20 protein-coding genes are annotated in these 17,132 nt (G+C 64.3%); 12 read left to right on the top strand and 8 right to left on the bottom strand.

Annotated elements, in window-relative coordinates:
• The first annotated feature begins 1 nt into the window (after position 1).
• The 5 genes from BH95_RS11715 (at position 2) to BH95_RS11735 (ending at position 5,958) form a co-directional block, all read left to right on the top strand.
• Positions 2 to 1,159 carry a Gfo/Idh/MocA family protein gene (locus BH95_RS11715; protein ID WP_037182293.1) on the top strand — a complete coding sequence of 386 codons (1,158 nt, stop codon included), beginning with the start codon at positions 2 to 4 and terminating at the stop codon, positions 1,157 to 1,159.
• A complete protein-coding gene (locus BH95_RS11720; protein WP_037182294.1) occupies positions 1,156 to 2,337 on the top strand; it encodes a dihydrodipicolinate synthase family protein in 1,182 nt (393 codons plus the stop codon). Before BH95_RS11715 ends, BH95_RS11720 begins: the two co-directional genes overlap by 4 nt.
• Positions 2,334 to 3,185, top strand: a complete 852-nt coding sequence (locus BH95_RS11725; protein WP_019666714.1) for a sugar phosphate isomerase/epimerase family protein — start codon at positions 2,334 to 2,336, stop codon at positions 3,183 to 3,185. The genes BH95_RS11720 and BH95_RS11725 overlap by 4 nt, the downstream gene beginning before the upstream one ends.
• Before the next feature lie 93 nt (positions 3,186 to 3,278).
• Positions 3,279 to 4,862, top strand: coding sequence for an ABC-F family ATP-binding cassette domain-containing protein (locus BH95_RS11730; RefSeq protein WP_037182295.1), 1,584 nt, complete (start codon positions 3,279 to 3,281; stop codon positions 4,860 to 4,862).
• A 46-nt stretch (positions 4,863 to 4,908) separates the two neighbouring features.
• Positions 4,909 to 5,958, top strand: coding sequence for an SMP-30/gluconolactonase/LRE family protein (locus BH95_RS11735; RefSeq protein WP_037182296.1), 1,050 nt, complete (start codon positions 4,909 to 4,911; stop codon positions 5,956 to 5,958).
• Between the two features lie 4 nt (positions 5,959 to 5,962).
• Here the strand turns inward: BH95_RS11735 and BH95_RS11740 are convergent, their stop codons facing one another.
• Positions 5,963 to 6,763 (bottom strand): acyl-CoA thioesterase, encoded by an 801-nt coding sequence (locus BH95_RS11740; protein WP_033187830.1) that lies wholly within the window; start codon positions 6,761 to 6,763, stop codon positions 5,963 to 5,965.
• A gap of 125 nt (positions 6,764 to 6,888) precedes the next feature.
• Here BH95_RS11740 and BH95_RS11745 point away from each other — a divergent pair, with 125 nt between their 5' ends.
• The 3 genes from BH95_RS11745 to BH95_RS11755 all read left to right on the top strand — a co-directional run bounded on the left by BH95_RS11745 (position 6,889) and on the right by BH95_RS11755 (position 8,988).
• Positions 6,889 to 7,656, top strand: a complete 768-nt coding sequence (locus BH95_RS11745; RefSeq protein WP_037182297.1) for an ankyrin repeat domain-containing protein — start codon at positions 6,889 to 6,891, stop codon at positions 7,654 to 7,656.
• A 54-nt stretch (positions 7,657 to 7,710) separates the two neighbouring features.
• Positions 7,711 to 8,238, top strand: a complete 528-nt coding sequence (locus BH95_RS11750; RefSeq protein WP_020112998.1) for a dihydrofolate reductase family protein — start codon at positions 7,711 to 7,713, stop codon at positions 8,236 to 8,238.
• 75 nt (positions 8,239 to 8,313) lie between these two features.
• Entirely contained in the window at positions 8,314 to 8,988 is a 675-nt protein-coding gene (locus BH95_RS11755; protein ID WP_244164940.1) for a DUF998 domain-containing protein, read from the top strand.
• Here the strand turns inward: BH95_RS11755 and BH95_RS11760 are convergent.
• The gene (locus BH95_RS11760; protein ID WP_037182299.1) at positions 8,985 to 9,518 is read right to left on the bottom strand and encodes a CGNR zinc finger domain-containing protein; all 534 of its coding nucleotides are present in this window, start codon (positions 9,516 to 9,518) and stop codon (positions 8,985 to 8,987) included. The two genes, BH95_RS11755 and BH95_RS11760, sit on opposite strands and share 4 nt — an antisense overlap.
• A 38-nt stretch (positions 9,519 to 9,556) precedes the next feature.
• On the opposite strand from BH95_RS11760, the gene BH95_RS11765 reads away from it, so the two are divergent.
• From BH95_RS11765 to BH95_RS11775, 3 genes are all read left to right on the top strand, one after another.
• A complete protein-coding gene (locus BH95_RS11765; RefSeq protein ID WP_020113000.1) occupies positions 9,557 to 10,516 on the top strand; it encodes an EamA family transporter in 960 nt (319 codons plus the stop codon).
• Positions 10,517 to 10,612: 96 nt separating this feature from the next.
• Positions 10,613 to 11,023 (top strand): VOC family protein, encoded by a 411-nt coding sequence (locus tag BH95_RS11770; RefSeq protein WP_019666705.1) that lies wholly within the window; start codon positions 10,613 to 10,615, stop codon positions 11,021 to 11,023.
• 19 nt (positions 11,024 to 11,042) lie between these two features.
• On the top strand, positions 11,043 to 11,402 hold the full coding sequence (locus BH95_RS11775; protein WP_019666704.1) for a VOC family protein: 360 nt from the start codon (positions 11,043 to 11,045) through the stop codon (positions 11,400 to 11,402).
• Between the two features lie 10 nt (positions 11,403 to 11,412).
• Here BH95_RS11775 and BH95_RS11780 read toward each other — a convergent pair whose 3' ends face one another.
• From BH95_RS11780 to BH95_RS11795, 4 genes are read right to left on the bottom strand one after another with little or no spacing between them, the layout of a single operon-like run.
• Positions 11,413 to 11,898 (bottom strand): SRPBCC family protein, encoded by a 486-nt coding sequence (locus BH95_RS11780; RefSeq protein WP_037182301.1) that lies wholly within the window; start codon positions 11,896 to 11,898, stop codon positions 11,413 to 11,415.
• Positions 11,895 to 12,272, bottom strand: a complete 378-nt coding sequence (locus BH95_RS11785; RefSeq protein WP_230594070.1) for an ArsR/SmtB family transcription factor — start codon at positions 12,270 to 12,272, stop codon at positions 11,895 to 11,897. Before BH95_RS11785 ends, BH95_RS11780 begins: the two co-directional genes overlap by 4 nt.
• A gap of 24 nt (positions 12,273 to 12,296) precedes the next feature.
• Complete coding sequence (locus tag BH95_RS11790; RefSeq protein WP_019666701.1) at positions 12,297 to 12,764, bottom strand: SRPBCC family protein; 468 nt, start codon at positions 12,762 to 12,764, stop codon at positions 12,297 to 12,299.
• On the bottom strand, positions 12,761 to 13,096 hold the full coding sequence (locus tag BH95_RS11795; protein WP_019666700.1) for an ArsR/SmtB family transcription factor: 336 nt from the start codon (positions 13,094 to 13,096) through the stop codon (positions 12,761 to 12,763). The genes BH95_RS11790 and BH95_RS11795 overlap by 4 nt, the downstream gene beginning before the upstream one ends.
• Before the next feature lie 81 nt (positions 13,097 to 13,177).
• Between BH95_RS11795 and BH95_RS11800 the strand changes: the two genes are divergently transcribed.
• Positions 13,178 to 14,170, top strand: a complete 993-nt coding sequence (locus BH95_RS11800) for an isopenicillin N synthase family dioxygenase (protein WP_019666699.1) — start codon at positions 13,178 to 13,180, stop codon at positions 14,168 to 14,170.
• A gap of 3 nt (positions 14,171 to 14,173) precedes the next feature.
• Here BH95_RS11800 and BH95_RS11805 read toward each other — a convergent pair whose 3' ends face one another.
• Entirely contained in the window at positions 14,174 to 15,436 is a 1,263-nt protein-coding gene (locus BH95_RS11805; RefSeq protein WP_019666698.1) for a DUF2786 domain-containing protein, read from the bottom strand.
• Between the two features lie 96 nt (positions 15,437 to 15,532).
• Positions 15,533 to 17,083, bottom strand: a complete 1,551-nt coding sequence (locus BH95_RS11810) for an FAD-dependent oxidoreductase (protein ID WP_179278525.1) — start codon at positions 17,081 to 17,083, stop codon at positions 15,533 to 15,535.
• Positions 17,084 to 17,132 lie beyond the last annotated feature (49 nt).

Consider the following 17,132-nt stretch of genomic DNA (forward strand, 5'->3'; position numbering starts at 1 on the left):
TATGCCCAACCCCACTCGTACCCTGCGTATCGCCATGAACGGTGTCACCGGCCGCATGGGTTACCGTCAGCACCTCCTGCGTTCGATCCTCCCCATTCGCGAGGAAGGCGGCGTCCTTCTCGCCGACGGCTCACGCGTCCAGGTCGAGCCGATCCTCGTCGGTCGCAACGAAGCCAAGCTGCAGGAACTCGCCGCACTGCACGGCATCACGGAATACAGCACCGACGCCGCATCCGTCATCGACGATCAGAGCATCGACATCTACTTCGACGCCCAGGTGACCTCGCGACGGGCCGAAGCACTGGCGTCGGCGATGAAGGCGGGCAAGCACATCTTCACCGAGAAGCCGACCGCAGAGACCCTCACCGAAGCGATCGAACTGGCCCGCATCGCCGAGAACGCCTCCGTCACCGCAGGAGTCGTGCACGACAAGCTCTACCTGCCAGGGTTGGTGAAGCTCAAGAGACTGGTCGACGAGGGATTCTTCGGTCGAATTCTCTCGCTGCGAGGCGAATTCGGTTACTGGGTCTTCGAAGGCGACGGTCAGCCGGCGCAGCGTCCCAGCTGGAACTACCGCTCCGAGGACGGCGGCGGCATCATCATCGACATGTTCTGCCACTGGAACTACGTTCTCGAAGGCATCCTCGGCAAGGTCGAGACCGTCACCGCCAAAGCGTCGACCCACATCCCGACACGCTGGGACGAGCAGGGGCGCGAATACACAGCGACCGCCGACGATTCCGCCTACGGCATCTTCGAGCTCGAGAACGGCGTCGTCGCCCAGATCAATTCGTCGTGGGCGGTGCGGGTGTTCCGCGACGAACTCGTCGAATTCCAGGTCGACGGCACGCACGGATCCGCAGTCGCCGGGCTGCGCACATGCGTCGCCCAGCACCGATCCCACACACCGAAGCCCGTGTGGAACCCGGATCTCCCGGTGACGGAACCGTTCCGCGAGCAGTGGCTCGACGTACCCGCGAACGCGGAGCTCGACAACGGCTTCAAGCTGCAGTGGGAAGAATTCCTCCGTGACGTGATCGCCGAGCGACCACACCGGTACGGATTGCTCTCCGCCGCTCGGGGAGTGCAACTGGCCGAGCTCGGTCTCCGCAGCTCCACAGAAGGCCGCCGACTCGACGTTCCGGAGATCACGCTGTGACCGCGGTCGATCAGCGTGTGGCGATAGCATTGCCGGGCAGAGGCATTCGCACGCTGGGAGAGCCAGGGGAGTGGACACGGCCGACGAGCCCGATCACCTCGCGCATCGTCTACGCCGCCGCGCACGTCGTCCCGCGTGCGACCGGAGACAACACGCCCGGCGCACTCGCGGACATCGACTGGGACGCAACGCTTGCCTACCGTCGCGAACTCTGGTCCTACGGACTCGGTGTCGCCGACGCCATGGACACAGCCCAGCGCGGGATGGGGTTGGACTGGGCCGCGACCGCGGAGCTGATCAGGCGTTCGGGTGCGGAAGCGGCACGGGTCGGGGGACTGCTGGCCTGTGGTGCCGGAACGGACCAACTGGACCTCGACGCCGTGCCGACGGGTCCAGCCGGGCTCGAGATGGTCCTGGGCGCCTACCGTGAGCAGATCGCCGTCGTCACCGAAGCAGGTGCCAACGTCATCGTCATGGCCTCGCGCGCTCTCGCCAAGGTCGCGGCGTCACCGGACGACTACCGCTACGTCTACTCGACGTTGCTTCGCGAAGTCGATCGGCCCGTCATCCTGCACTGGCTGGGCACCATGTTCGACCCGGCACTCGCCGGTTACTGGGGAAGCGTCGACATCGACGAGGCCACCTCGGTGTTCCGCGGACTCGTCGACGAGCACGCGGACAAGGTCGACGGCGTCAAGGTCTCCCTGCTCGACGCACAGCACGAGATCGCCTTGCGCCGAGCACTACCGTCGGGCGTGCGGTTGTACACCGGAGACGACTTCAACTACCCGGAGTTGATCATCGGCGACGAGCACGGCCACTCCGACGCTTTGCTCGGCATCTTCGCCGGCATCTACCCCGCGGCGTCGACGGCCCTGCAGGAACTCGACCGCGGCAATACCGTACGTGCAGAGGAGATCCTGCGGTCGACGCAAGAGCTGGGACGCCACATCTTCTCCGCGCCCACCTATTACTACAAGACCGGTATCGCCTTCCTGTCCTGGCTGCGCGGAAAACAACCGGGGTTCTCGATGGTCGGGGGCCTGGCGTCGGGCCGAAGCGTCGAACATCTGACGCAGTTGTTCGTCCTGGCCGACAGAGCAGGTCTGCTCGACGATCCCTCGTTGGCCGTGCACCGCATGGAGCTGTTCCTGGAACTGAACGGAGTCACGTCGTGACGCTTGCCTGCTACGACCTCGACAACCCCTACGCTGCATTGTCGTTGAACACCAAGACAGTCAACAGGTGGACCTTGAAGGAAGCAGTCGACGGCGCCGCCCGCGCCGGGCTCGGCGCCGTCGGCCCATGGCGAGACCGCGTACACGAAGTCGGTGTGGCGCAGGCTGCAAAGCTGGTGTCCGACGCAGGCCTGCGCGTATCGAGCCTGTGCCGAGGCGGATTTCTGACTGCCCTCGACGACGACGGGCTCGACGACAACCGCCGTGCACTCGACGAGGCTGCAGAACTCGGAGCGCCGGAACTGGTCATGGTGATGGGAGGAATCCCGGACAAGGACCTGATCGGCGCCCGCGCCCGCGTCGAAGATCGCTTGGCCCAGTTGGTTCCCTACGCCCGCGAGCGGGGAGTACGAATCGCACTCGAACCGCTGCATCCGATGTACGTTGCCGACCGCGCCGTCATCTCCACTCTGGGACAGGCACTGTCCATGGCCGAACCCCACCCGGCCGAGACCGTCGGCGTCGTCGTCGACACCTTCCACATCTGGTGGGATCCAAACCTGGAAGAGCTGATCCGCACCGCGGGACGACGCGGCCGCATCAGCTCCTACCAGGTGTGCGACTGGCTGGTTCCGATGGAAGCCGACCCACTGCTCTCCCGCGGAATGATGGGGGACGGCGTCATCGACTTCACGACCATCGGCACCTGGGTACGCGAGGCAGGCTATCGCGGCGACGTCGAAGTCGAGATCTTCAACACCGCAGTCTGGGACACCGACTGCGACCTGGTCGTCGACACGATGAAACAGCGCTACCGCGACCTCGTGCTACCGGCTCTCGTGGGATGAGCGTGGACGGGGATCGCCGCGAACTGGCCTACAGTTGTCGGCGATACCCGGTCACATCCCTAGTAGGAGCTGTTTCGTTTGAGTTGGATCCGCATGAACGACGTCGCCAAGGGATACGACGGCAAGGTGATGCTTCGGGAGGTGTTCTTCAAGCTCGCCGACGGCGAGAGGATCGGCCTGATCGGACGCAACGGCACCGGCAAGACGACCCTGCTGCAGCTGCTGTTGGGGCGTGAGCAGCCGGATTCCGGAATCGTCGACGTCACCGACGGTGCCCGCATCGGGTACTTCTCCCAGTTCTCGGAACTCGACGGTGAGCGCAGCATCCAAGCCGAGCTGGAGTCGCTCTTCACGGCAGTGCATGCGATCGAATCCGAGCTCGCCGCGGTCGAGGCAGCGTTGGGTGGCGATCTGGACGAGAAGCAGATGTACAAGCTGGTCGATCGCCAGGCCGAGTTGCTCGAGGCGATGGACAACAGCGGTGGCTGGACCTACCACCAACAGATCGACACCGTGCTGTCCATGCTCGGGTTCAACGCCGACCGTCGGGATCTTCCCGTCGGCAAGTTGTCCGGCGGCTGGAGAAACCGCGCCGCGCTCGCGAAGATTCTGCTCGAAGCGCCGGACGTACTGTTGCTCGACGAGCCCACCAACTTCCTCGACGTCGCAGGCATCGCGTGGCTCGAACGCTGGCTGCGAGACTTCCGCGGAGCCCTGCTGGTGGTGTCGCACGACCGGCACTTTCTCGAGCAGGTGGTCACCAGCATCGTCGAGATCGAGAACCATCACCTGCAGACGTACGACGGTTCGTACTCGGAATACGTTGTGCAGAAGCAGTTCCGGCTGAAAAACCTCGAACGAGAATTCAGTAGCGAACAGCAGTTGCTGGCGTACGAACAGGAAGCCATCTCCGATAGAAAAGAAGCGCTGAAGAACCCGAGCGGCGTCCTCAAGCGCAGGCTCGCGAACATCAAGAAGGCCAAGAATCCTCGACCCGTCGACACCGTGGTCACCGCCATCTACGGGGGTCTGCACGTCCACGACAACCTGGCGGAAATCAGCGGGATCTCCAAACGCCATGGCGATCAGGATCTTTTCTCCGACGTGTCCTTCGAGATTCACCGAGGAGACCGGATCGCGATCACCGGCCCCAACGGATGCGGAAAGACAACTCTCGTCGACATCCTCACCGGCGCACAGCAACCCGACGCCGGCAAGGTCAAGTGGAAGACCAAAGCGCCGTCGTTCATCTACTACAACAAGGTACTCGCGGACCTGGACCCCGACGACACCGTCACGCACGCAGTGAACGCCATGCCCGGCAGCCTGGCATTCACCGCCACGAAGAAGGAAGTCAATCGCTTCCTGACCTTGCTCCAATTCTCGGAACTCGATCTCAAGACGCGCATCGGCGTCCTGTCCGGCGGGCAGAAAGCACGTGTCGCTTTGGCGCAGTGCCTGTTGTTCGGAGCAGGCGTCATCGTCCTCGACGAGCCCACCAACCACCTGGACCTGGCCAGTACACAAGTGCTCGAACGCGCCCTCATCGCCTTCCCCGGCGCCGTGATCCTCGTCAGCCACGACCGGTTCTTCGTCGAAAAAGTGGCCGTGCGGCAACTGTCCTTCGACGGCCAGGGCGGCGTCGCCGAAACTGCCGGGGTGCAGATGCCGCTGTGACGTGGGACGGCAGCCAATATTTCGGACATATGGAACACTCGGGAGGGTGAAACGCGCCCCCTTCGTGATTCCTGCCCTTGCTGCCGTCACCGCGCTTGCGGCGGCATGCGGATCCTCCGATCCGACACCGGCCGCAGCGCCTGACACCACGTCCTCGTCTCAGGCGCCGGCGTCGTCGGCATCGACACCTTCTCCGTCGAACGCCGATATCTACACCCTGCCGGGAAAGGATGTGTTTCCCGAAGGCATCGCCGCCGACGACGAGACGTTCTACGTGACGTCGACGGGTGACGGAACGGTGTTCCGGGGAACGCTCGGCACCCCTGAGCTGCAGGTGTTCCTGCCCGGCGGTGCAGACGGGCGAACCGCCGCGGCGGGCCTCGACGTCTCCGACGGCGACAACGACGACGACGACAACGACGTCGACGACGTGAACCGGCTCGTCATCGCAGGGGGACCCACCGGCAAGGTCTGGGTCTACGACAGTGTGTCCGGTGCCCTCGTCGGCACGTTCACCAACGGCCTCGGCGAGGACGCGACATTCCTGAACGACGTCGCGATCGCCGACAACGGCGACGTGTTCGTCACCGATTCGCGCAGCCCTGCGCTGTTCCGCATTCCGGCAGTGCAGGTGCGCGACGGAGCTCAGGACGGTCCGCTCGAAACCTTCGTCGACTTCGACGGCACCCCGTTCCAGTACGGCGAGGGTTTCAACGCCAACGGCATTGTGGAGGTCGACGACGGCGCGCTGGTCGTCGCGCAGTCGTCCACCGGAAACCTGTACCGAGTCGACGGACGGTCGAAGGAAGTCACCCAGGTCGATCTCGGCGGTCGGACTCTCGTGAACGCCGACGGACTCGAGCTCGACGACGACACGCTCTACGTCGTCCGCAATCGCGACGGACTCATCTCACGGGTGGATCTGTCCGACGACGGTAGGTCCGGCCGAGTCGTCGGAGAGATCACCGACGGATCCTTCGCCTACCCGACGACCGTCGCTGCCACGGACGATCGCCTGCTCGTGGTGAACAGTCAGTTCGACAAGCGGGGAGGAGATCCGGTGGAGCCCTTCACCGTCAGCTCCATTCGAGAATAGGCGCTCAGTCCTTGTAGTAGACCACCTGATGGCTTGTCGCCAGTAGCTTCTCGTCGCTGCTCCACAGTTCGGCCGACTGATCGAAGTACCCCTTGTGGAACCGTCGGGCTGCGGCGTTCGCGAGAACGAACGAATCCGACTGCACAGCAAGATCGTCGGCCGTCGCGAAGTAGTGGATGGTGAGCGAGATGGTGCCGGCGGGCACGTACTTGCCGCGGCGCTGGAAGACTCGTGGGTAGAACACGTCGCACATGGACGTCAGTGACTCGAAATCCAATGCGCGTGCCGGGGTGTCCCTCACCCACAGGGCGATGGCGGAGTCCGCGGCTTCGTTCTCGCTCAACGGTCCTGCGGCGAAGCGCATTTCGTAGTTTCGCGCCCACGCGATGAACTCCGGGAAACCGCCGGACTCGAGCTCCGACGGCGCAGGCACGGCCGGGGGAGTCGCTTCGTCGTCGTCCCATGTGTCGCGTCGAGTGCCGAAGACGGCGGTTGCCGTCGTCGCAACGACGCCGTCCTGGGTCAATTCCAGGTACCAGTGCTGGTTCGATCGATTGGTGCGCACCGCGCGCGTCGAGATCTCGAATTCGCCCTCGGCGATGGGGCCGGCGAAGTTGATCGTGAGCGAGATCGGGTCGCCGAGACGATCCGGATGCAGACGGACAGCGCGCACGAAGGCTGCTGCCGTCACGCCACCGAACGGGCCGACCATGTTGTTGTATGGCGCCGAGGTGCGGCCCAGGAACACCCCGGGACTGATGCTCTCGAGTGCAATGGCCTCGTCGAACTGATGATCGTCGGACATCGTTCCCCTGCTCTGATCGGCGGTTCTATGCTGCGCGTCATAGTACCGGACTCGAGTAGTTTCACCGATCCGCCCGCTGTTCCCTCGCGCATACAGTCGTTCGACATCGAACGAAAGGACCGGCCATGCCGAAGGTCACGAAATGGGCGCTTCCGTTGTTGGTGGCTCTCTGCCTCTCCGGTTGTGCGTTCGAGCCGCTGTCCAGGTTCTTCGGAGCGGACGCGGACAAGTACTTCGACGATCCGCGGGTCGTCGCTCTGCTGGACGCCGCGCAGAAGGGGAACCTGGACGAGGTGCGTTCCCTCGTCGAGGACGGCGCAGACATCGAGTCGCCGAGCAACGACCACGACCCCAAACGCGCAGCGATCACACCTTTGCTGTGGGCGGTCGAGTTCGGTTCGGCGTCGACGGTGACCACTCTCCTGGAGGCCGGAGCCGACGCCCGCGCCCAGACCGTCGGTGGCTACAACGCCCTCAACTATGCAGTGCTGCGAGACGACATCGAATCCGTGGAGGCGCTGCTGAACTGGGATGCAACCCTCGTCGACTCACCGGACCGCTTCGGCGGCAACGCCGTTCACGGCATCGCGCTGTATGGCCGCGAGGACATGCTCGACGTGATGATCGACGCGGGGGCGTCACTCGACACCCGTCAGACCGTGAGTCGCCAGACTCCGTTGTTCTCGGCGGCGGCCGTGAACAACGTCGACATGTGCCTGCGGCTCGTGAAAGCCGGAGCCGACGCCGGTCTTCGTAACGACACCGGTGAGACGTTCCTGCCCTCGCTGTTCCGGACGAACGACACAGTGATGAATCGCGACTTCCTGTCCTCACGCGAGAAGCTGGTCGACGAGATGCGTGCGCGAGGATTTCCGGTCGAGACCGGCCGATGATTCCGCCGCTCGGGGCGAGTCTCACCATGTAACCGACCAGAGAGGTACGACGTCATGGCAACTCTGCTGTATTCGGCGACGATGTCGCTCGACGGATTCATCGCCGGTAGAGGCGGGGACATGTCCTGGCTGAGCGAGTACGTGGGGGAGCCGAACGAGGCTGCGGATCGATTGCTGTCCCGAATCGGGGCCATTCTGTGTGGAGCCGTCACCTTCTTCGGCGACGACCCCAATCGAGGCACGGATGCCGAGGGTGCGTTCGGTGGCCAGTACGACGGCCCCACCGTGCTGCTGACGCATCGACCTCCGGTGAATCCCATTCCCGGGGTCTCGGTCGCCACCGACCTGCACGCAGCCGTCGAACGCGCTGCCGCTGCGGCGGGGGAGCAGTATGTCAACGTGCTGGGTGCCGATGTCGCCCGGCAGTGCATCGACGAAGGACTGCTCGACGAGATCCTGGTCTTCACGGCGCCGGTTCTCCTCGGCGACGGTGTGCGTCTCTTCGACCGCCCCGGTGGTGAACGGGTGACCCTCGAACGCATCCCCGGTGAAGTCGAGAACTGGTACCGCGTGCTTCGCTGAAGCGGCCTGCGCGGTTCTGTGACTTCCACGTCGGTGACGAGCCTGAAGTCGGATTCTTCGGGCACAGTGGATCGGGTGACGATCGATATCCCGCGCCTCGTGCGACCCGCCTCGGCCGGTGCCGTCGCCATCATCCTCGGTTCCATCCTCGTGCTCGTGCTGGACATTCACACCGCGGCGAGCAATGCCAGCCACCTGCGTCGAACCATCAGTGAGTACGGCCTCGGCGCCCAGCAGTGGGTCTTCACCGCAGGAGTGCTGCTTCTTGCGCTGGGATCCGCCGCGACGCTGGTGGCTGCGGTTCGCACCGGGTTGGTCAGGCCACGATCGACAGCGGCGGTCGCCCTGACGCTGTGGACCGTCGGCCTCGTCGCCGTTGTCGCCGTCCCCAAACAGGATTGGAGCAACGACGCCACACTCGGGCTCGGCGGTGCCATCCACCGGGCCGGTGCGGCAATGGCGTTCGTGAGCGTGCCGATCGCCGTGATCGCCTTCGCTCTGCCGTGGTTACGCGACGGGCGGTGGGGTGTTCGAGCGCGGTCGACGCTCGGCCTGGCATTCCTGTCGGTGGCCACGTTGCTCCCCATCCTGTACGCGCTCGTCGTCGGCGCGACCACGACGACTCCCTGGTACCGGGTCGTCACGCTGGGTTACGTCGAGCGCGCCCTGGTGGTCGCCGAGGTGCTGGCGCTCATCTCGCTGGCCCTCTGGGTTCGGGCGGCGTCGGCGAACAGGGTGCGCGAGCGTTAAGTTCCGGCCTGCCTCGTCCGGTACGCCGCGACGGCGGTGCGGTTACCGCACGCTGTGCTGCAGAACTTGCGCGATCGATTACGCGAGAGGTCGAGCACGATGCCCTCGCAGTCGGCTGCACAGATGGTCAGACGAGAGAATTCGTCGGCGCGGATGACGTCGATCATCGCCATCGCGGTCTCGACGGCGATGCGTCGCGCAAGGGGACTGTCGTCGCTGACCGCGTGCAGGTGCCAGTCGGTCTCGCCGTGGCGGACCAGTCGGGGCAAGGCGCAGGCGTCGGCCAGGATCGTGTTGACGAGCTCCACCGCAGTGTCACGGTCGCTCGTCAGCAAGGTCCGCAACGACGGACGTAGGGCGCGGACGGCATCGAGCTCGGCTGCGTCGCCGTCAAAACGTCCCGTGTAGTGGTGTCGGGCGAAGAACTCCTTCAGCTGGTCCCGGGTCACGAGTGTGTCGGGATCCTCGCCCGAGTTGGCCAAGGCTACGGCGGACACCAGCGCACCTGCGGTGTCATCGGTGAAGACCATGTTGACACCTTACCAATCGGTTCCTACTGTAATGAGCCATGACGGCGTTGACCAATGACGGAACTCCTTTGGGTGGGATGGCAGCCACTCCATCCAGGCTGGCCTCGGGCCTGGGATTGGCGGTTGTCTCATCGGCTGCGTTCGGGCTGTCCGGGCCGCTGGCGAAGAGCCTGCTCGACGCCGGGTGGACGGCTGGGTCCGCCGTCACGGCCAGGATCATGATCGCCGCCGCCGTCCTTCTGGTTCCCGGCATGTTCGCGCTACGGGGACGGTGGGCACTGCTGTCGAAGAATCTGCGCACCATCCTCGCCTACGGCGTGTTCGCCGTCGCCGGTTGCCAGTTGGCATTCTTCAACGCGGTGAACTACATGCCGGTCGGGGTGGCGCTGCTCATCGAATTCACCTCTCCGGTGGCAGTCATCGGGTGGATGTGGTTGCGGCGAGGGCAGCGCCCGACGCTGGTGACGGTCGGTGGCGCTGCCGTCGCCGCCGTCGGCCTGTTCCTGGTGCTCGATCTCGTGTCCGGTGCTTCGTTGGATCTCCTCGGGGTCCTGTGGGCGCTGGCAGCAATGGCGGGCGCGGCCGTGTACTGGATCATGTCCGCCGACGAGGGAAACGGGCTGCCCCCGTTGACGCTGGCCGCTGCCGGATTGCTGTGCGGCGGAACGATTCTGCTCGTCGCAGGCGCGCTCGGAGTGGTTCCCTTCGCGGCGAACACCGACGATGTCGTCCTCGCCGGCGCGACCATGCCCTGGTGGGGGTCTGTCCTCGGGCTGGGAATCGTGACGGCAGCGCTGGCCTACGTCTGCGGAATTGCCGCCATTCGCAGGCTGGGGTCGAGACTCGCGTCGTTCGTCGGGCTCACGGAAGTGGTGTCGGCTCTGCTCTTCGCCTGGCTGCTTCTCGGTGAAACGCCACGGCTCGTTCAGATCTCGGGCGGCGTTCTCATCCTGATCGGAGTCATCGTGGTCAAGCTGGGTGAGCCGCGTAACCCGTGAATGCCGCACATATCCGAACACGCCCCCGCCGGCGGTCAGGCTCCTAGGATTGTCGTCGAACCCCGAAGTGGCCGGCACCGAGCGCGAGGAGACATCATGACGACCCGCCTGAATCCGTATCTCAACTTTCGCGGCGACGCCCGTGAGGCACTGCAGTTCTACCACTCCGTGTTCGGAGGCGAGCTCACTCTCAACACGTTCGCAGACTTCGGTGCGAGCGACGACCCGGCCGAGAAAGACCAGATCATGCACGGCCAACTCGTCTCGCCCAGCGGTCTGACTCTGATGGGTGCGGACACGCCGTCGAGCATGAACCTGAACGTCGGCGACAACATCTCCGTCTCGCTCAGTGGCGAAGACGAGGCCGAATTGACCGGATACTGGAACACACTGGCCGACGGGGCACAGAACACGATGGGTCTGAACAAGGCCCCGTGGGGTGACACCTTCGGCATGCTCACCGACAGATTCGGCATCAACTGGCTGGTCAACATCGCAGGTTCGTGATGGAAAGTAGGCTGCCGACATGGCCGAGAACATGCACCATCGACTGAACTACATCGAACTGACAGTGACAGACCTGGCCGCAGCTCAGGCCTTCTATTCCGGCGCATTCGGCTGGGGGTTCAACAATTACGGGCCCGAGTACGCCGGAATCCAAGGCGCCGACGGGGACGAGGTCGGTGGTCTCGCGCTCTCCACCGAACCACGCCCGACCGGTGGCCCGTTCGTTCTGCTCTACTCCGACGACCTGGAAGCGTCACTGGACGCAGTGACCGCAGCCGGCGGTGAAGTGGTCAACGGGCCGTACGAATTCCCCGGAGGTCGACGCTTTCACTTCACCGACCCGAGCGGAAACGAACTGGGAATCTGGGCGGCGCAGTAGTTTCCGGCCGCTACCCAGCAAGCACGGCGTCGATCTGCCCCATGGCGAGGCTCATGCCTTCCTCCATGCCCATCTCGATGAGCGTGTTCATCTGCTCGGCACTGACGAAGGTCGCGACCGTCGTCATGCGGGTACGTCCGTCGACGTCCTCGAGCGTGACGGCGGTCTTCGTGACGCCAAAGTTGTCGATGGGGTTCCAGTCGTCGTCGGCGAAACCGTCGTCGAACGACAGGCTCGACGGAGCGTCCAGTGACGTGATGCGCCACCAACCGCGGGCCTTCTCGCCGTCGGGACCGGTCATGTAATAGAGCGCCTTGCCACCTTCGACGAACTCGTGGGTGTCGAAGGTCGCGGGCCAGGTCGGTGGGCCCCACCAGCGTTCGAGCTGACGAGGGTCGGCCCAGATCTGCCACACCCGGTCGACTGTCGCGTCGAACTCGACGACGATCGTGAAGTTCAGTCGGTCGGGGTTCTGTGTTGTGCTGATGACGCTCATGAGGGTTCTCCCTGGTCTTCGGCGAGGATATCGGCGATCCGGTCGACGCGTCGGCGCCAGATCGTTTCGTACTCGGCCAGCAGTGCTCGTGCTCTTTCGATGCCTACCAAATGAATTCGCACGATCTGCTCCCGTCCGCGCTTCTCTTTGCTCACGACCGAAGCGCGTTCCAAAATCGCAACGTGCTTCTGCACGGCCGCGAAACTCATGGAGTAGTGAGCGGCGAGCGAGGACACCGAATGCTCGTTCCGTAGAAGCCTGGACACGATGTCGCGCCGAGTGGTGTCCGCGAACGCCTGGAAGAGGCGGTCGAGATCGGCATCGCTCACTTCATCTACAACCATTTGGTTGTACGTTAGGCGGTCGGTCGGCATCGGTCAAGGGTCGAGGACTTCCTGTCAGGCCTCGGTCAGTTCGGCGAGCTGCCGGGTGACGGTTCCCCACCCGTCGTGAAAACCGAGCTCGACGTGCTGCGCAGCCGTGGCTGCATCCTTGTGCATGACCGTCGCGAGATACTCGGTCCCGTCCGGGTGGTCGGCGAACGTGATGACGGCAGTGATGAACGGGTCGGTAGCCGGTCGCCAGCCTGCAGTGAGTGCATTCGTGAACACCAATCGTTCCCCGTCGACGACGTCGAGGAAGCATCCCGCGATGTGCGGCCCGAACGTCTCTTCTGTCTCACTGATCTCGGTGACGAACGATCCACCCGGTCGCAGGTCGAGGTCGACGACACGTGCCGTAGCGGGCTTCGGGACCCACCACTGTTCCAGCTGGGAGGGTGTCGTCCAGGCTTTCCACACTCGTGTGCGTGGTGCGCGAATGATCCGAGAGACGGTCAGATCGAGGTCGGATTGCGTGTGTGTCATGACGGCTCCTGTGTTTCGGTGACGAACTGTTCGAGACGGTCGGTGTGCGCTTCCCAGGTGGAACGCTGCTTCTCGAGCCACATTTCGACCGCGGAGAATGGATCCGCGACGAGCGTGCAGATACGTGTTCGCCCGGTCTTGTGGGTCAGAATGCACCCGCTGTCCTCCAGCAGGCGGATGTGTTTCAGGAAGGACGGTAGGGCCATGGAGAACGGCTCGGCCAACTCTCCGACGCTTGCCGGCCCTCGTCCGAGGCGTGCGAGAACGGCCCGTCGGGTGGGATCGGACAGTGCGTGGAAGACGAGATCGAGCGTCGGCGAAAACTGAGCCATAAGGCAAACTATCAACGTCTAATGGTTAGCGCAAGGGCTAACCATTAGCGGATGTCGATGCGGAGTTCGATACTGGACAGCATGCTTCCGGTTCTCGACCTCACACACGCGGACTCCGACCCGGTGCGCTTTCGCGCCGATCTGCTCGCCGCCGCCCACGAATCCGGGTTCTTCTACCTGACCGGCCACGGGGTGTCCGGATCCCGAATCGCAGAGGTGTTGCGCCTGGCACGGGAGTTCTTCGCCCTGGACGACGGCGCCAAGGACGAGATCTCGCAACTGAAAAGTCCGCAGTTCCGTGGATACTCGCGTCTCGGTGGAGAGCTCACCAACGGACGAACCGACTGGCGCGAACAGATCGACATCGGCCCCGAACGTGCCCTCGTCGACGGGGCAGAGGGCTACTGGCACTTGCAGGGTCCGAACCTCTGGCCGTCGGCGCTGCCGAAACTGCGTCCCGCGTTCGAAGCATGGGAACAGGAACTGTCCGACGTAGGCCTGCGGCTGCTACGACAATGGGCAACGGCCCTCGGTGCCGAACCCGGCGTGTTCGACGACGCGTTCGCACACAACCCGGCAACCCTGATCAAGGTGGTGCGGTACCCCGGAAGCTCCGAGAACCCGCAAGGAGTGGGTGCGCACAAGGATTCGGGAGTGTTGACGTTGCTGCTCGTCGAGCCGGACTCCCGAGGCCTACAGGTGGAGCTCTCGCCGGACGAGTGGATCGACGTTCCGCCCGTCCAGGACGCGTTCATCGTCAACATCGGAGAGCTCCTCGAAGTGGCAACGCAGGGATATCTGCGTGCCACCCGCCACCGCGTCGTCGCGCCCAGCGAGGGCACCGACCGAGTATCCATTCCGTTCTTCCTCAATCCAGCCCTCGACGCCGTGATTCCCATTGTCGAACTGCCGGACGAACTCGCCGCTCGAAGCCGGGGCGTCGAGGACGATCCCACCAACCCCATCTTCGCGACCTACGGCGAGAACGCATGGAAGTCGCGAACACGAGCCCACCCGGATGTCGCCGAGATTCACCACGGCATCACGGCGACCGGTCCGGGCCCGGCGTACTGAGGGTCAGTCCTCGATCTTCTCTCGCCCTCCGGTGATATCGGCGCGGTCGGCAGCAACCCGACCATGTTGCCAGCCACTGTGATTGGAGAAGCTGGTCTTCCTCGACTTCAGCTTCGGGAACATCTCGTCGAACAGCGCCGTGACGGCTCGGTCGCGTTCGGCGAAGACCGGGACCAGGGCGGTGCCGTAGTGTTCGCCGGCCTCGGTGCGAGCTCGGAGGAATGCCTCGGTGATGCGCTCCTCGACTCGCTCGGCATAGGCGAACAGGAACGACCGGCGAAAACCTCTGCCGCGCTTGCTCGGATCCACACCCACCGCGTCCAGTTCCATCGACGACTGCACCAACAACGACGTGTAGAGCAACTCGCACAAGTCGATATCGACGGGCATGCCTACCGCGGCGACGAGCTGAAAACTCCGGTAGTGAACGGTTCTGACGCCGTTGGGACGAGCGACGGAGGAGAACAACCGCATCTTCGCATCGACGTAAGGGTTGTCGACGGTGAATCTTCTGACGGCGACACGGGTGTCGATGGGGTCGGACGACCGCGCGTCGACCATCGCGGTATCGATCGCGTAGCGCGTCATCAGTTCCTGCGCCTTGGCGGAGAACGATTCTCGTTCTCCCGAGAACGACGACGATTCCGCCTTGGCCAACAATCCGCGAATCTTGTTGAGCACTTTCTCGTCCGACCTGACGCGACCGGATGGCGACTTCTCACCCCAACGAGACGGCGGTGGCCCGGTCATTTCCAAGATGGGCAACCTGCGGACGGTGGCATTCAGGTGCAGGAAAGTGGTCCAGAACGCACGCGGCGTGACTCGGCGGTTGGTGCGGAGGCCGGCGAGCTCCGCACCTGGATCGACACCGAGCGTGCGCAATTGCCCGATCCACTCCTGGGGAGCACGCGAGAACGCATGACTGCGCCGTGCGTGCTCGCCGAGAAGAACCACCAGCATCGGTGCGGCTGCCTTGTCCGCGCCCTGGCCGATGACGTGCACGAGTTCTGCAGGCATCCACCCACGCTCGAACGCCGTCTCCAGCAGCGACGCGGAGAACACCGAGCTCTCGATGCACAACCGGGTCGCCGAAAGCCGATTCTCGATGTACATGAGCCGACCGACGAAGGCGTGCAGTGCCGTCTCGTCCGTCAGCAGACTCGACGCCAGATCGATTCCGGCGGTCATCAGAGTGTGAATGTCGATATCGATGTTGCTGTGCCCGAGCCACCACTGCGGGGCGCGAGTCAGATCCGAAGTGCCCATGAATGTTCCCCTCGTCGAAAGAGTCGTCGACGCCAGTGAGGGGCTGGCAACGCTGTCGACGAAAGTTCTATCAGGGCACTACGACATCGAATCCACTCACGTGCGACGGAGTCGCCACTGTCGGCGGGGTGGGGCTGCGACGCCGAGATCGGGGAGCAGTCCGTTGTTGAAGTCCTCGACCAGGTTCAGAACGGTCCCTTGCGCGCAGGACTTGTTGGTTCCGATGAATCCCGACGGTCCGCGCTTGATCCAGCCGGTCACGTAGGTTCCGGGAACGACCTCACCATCGGGGGAGTCGAGCACCCGGCCGTCGTCGTTGGGGATGATTCCGCGACGGTCGTCGAAGGGCACACCGGGAAGCGCGACGCCTCGGTAGCCGATCGAGGTGAGCACGAGTCCGGCGTCGACGGTTTCCTTCTCACCCGTCGCGACGCTGCGCACGCCTCCGTTTTCGTCCGTCTCGAGCGTCATCCGATCGAATTCGACTCCGGTGACCGAGGTTTCGCCGAGGATGCGGGTAGGGGAGAGCAGGTAGCGCAGCACGATGCGCCTGTTGTCGCCGCCGGGGGTGTCCTCGACGCGACGCAGCAACTGTAGCTTCTGCGCGACGGCGTGGGGAAGGTCGTCGGCGTCGGCCAGCGCGGCCGTGGTCGCATCGAGTTGGATCTCGTCGTGGTGCAGCGAGATGTCGATGCCCGGGGTCGAGAGGAGGCCGGCGAACTCGGGAACGGTGAACGCCGACTGCGCGACACCGCGTCGGCCCACGACGAGCACTTCCTCGATCTTGGACTCACGCAGGGTCTTCACCACGTGATCCGGCACGTTGGTGCCCACGAGTCGCTCGGGATCGATGGTGAGAATGCGCGCGACGTCGAGAGCGACGTTGCCGTTGCCGACGATGACGGCGCGCTTGTGCGACAGGTCGTACCGGCGGTGCGAGTGGTCCGGGTGCCCGTTGTACCAGGCGACGAAGTCGGTAGCGGACGTCCGTCCCGGGAGGTCCGCGCCGTCGATCGTCAACTCGCGGTCGCGTGAGGCGCCTACGGCGTAGATCACCGCGTGGTGGGTCTCGAGCAGCTGGTCGTGGGTTATGTCCTTGCCGATCTCGGTATCGAGGTGGAACTCGAAACCGGACTGCGCGGCAATCTGGTCGAACAGACGCGACACCTGACGGGTCTTCTCGTGATCGGGTGCCACGCCGAGGCGAGCGAGACCGTGGGGCTGGGGGAGTCTGTCGTACACGTCGACCTTCACGCCGGGCTGCGTCAGCAACTCGTCTGCCGCGTACATGGCCGACGGGCCGGAGCCGACGATCGCCACACGGAGCGGCTCGCGTTCCTTGGTGACTGCTGGTGCAGGCGACACCGGGGCGAGGATCGGACGCGGCGGCCGTTCCTGCTTGTAGAAATCGGAGTTGATCGTGAGGAACGGAAGCTGACTCTCGGTGAGCTTCGACTTGGGAACGATCGCGTCGACGGGGCACGCCGACACGCACGCCCCGCAGTCGACGCACGACGCCGGGTCGATGTGCAGCATCTCTGCCGTCAGGAAATCAGGCTCGTCGGGTGTCGGGTGAATGCAGTTGACGGGGCATGCGTAGACGCACGATGCGTCGCTGCAACACGATTGGGTGACAACGTGGGGCATGAGTATTCCTGACGGCAGGCGCTGCTGTGGAGAGAACTGGCGCTGTGAA

The organism is Rhodococcoides fascians A44A, from assembly GCF_000760735.1.
In the GTDB taxonomy this organism is placed as follows: domain Bacteria; phylum Actinomycetota; class Actinomycetes; order Mycobacteriales; family Mycobacteriaceae; genus Rhodococcoides; species Rhodococcoides fascians_E.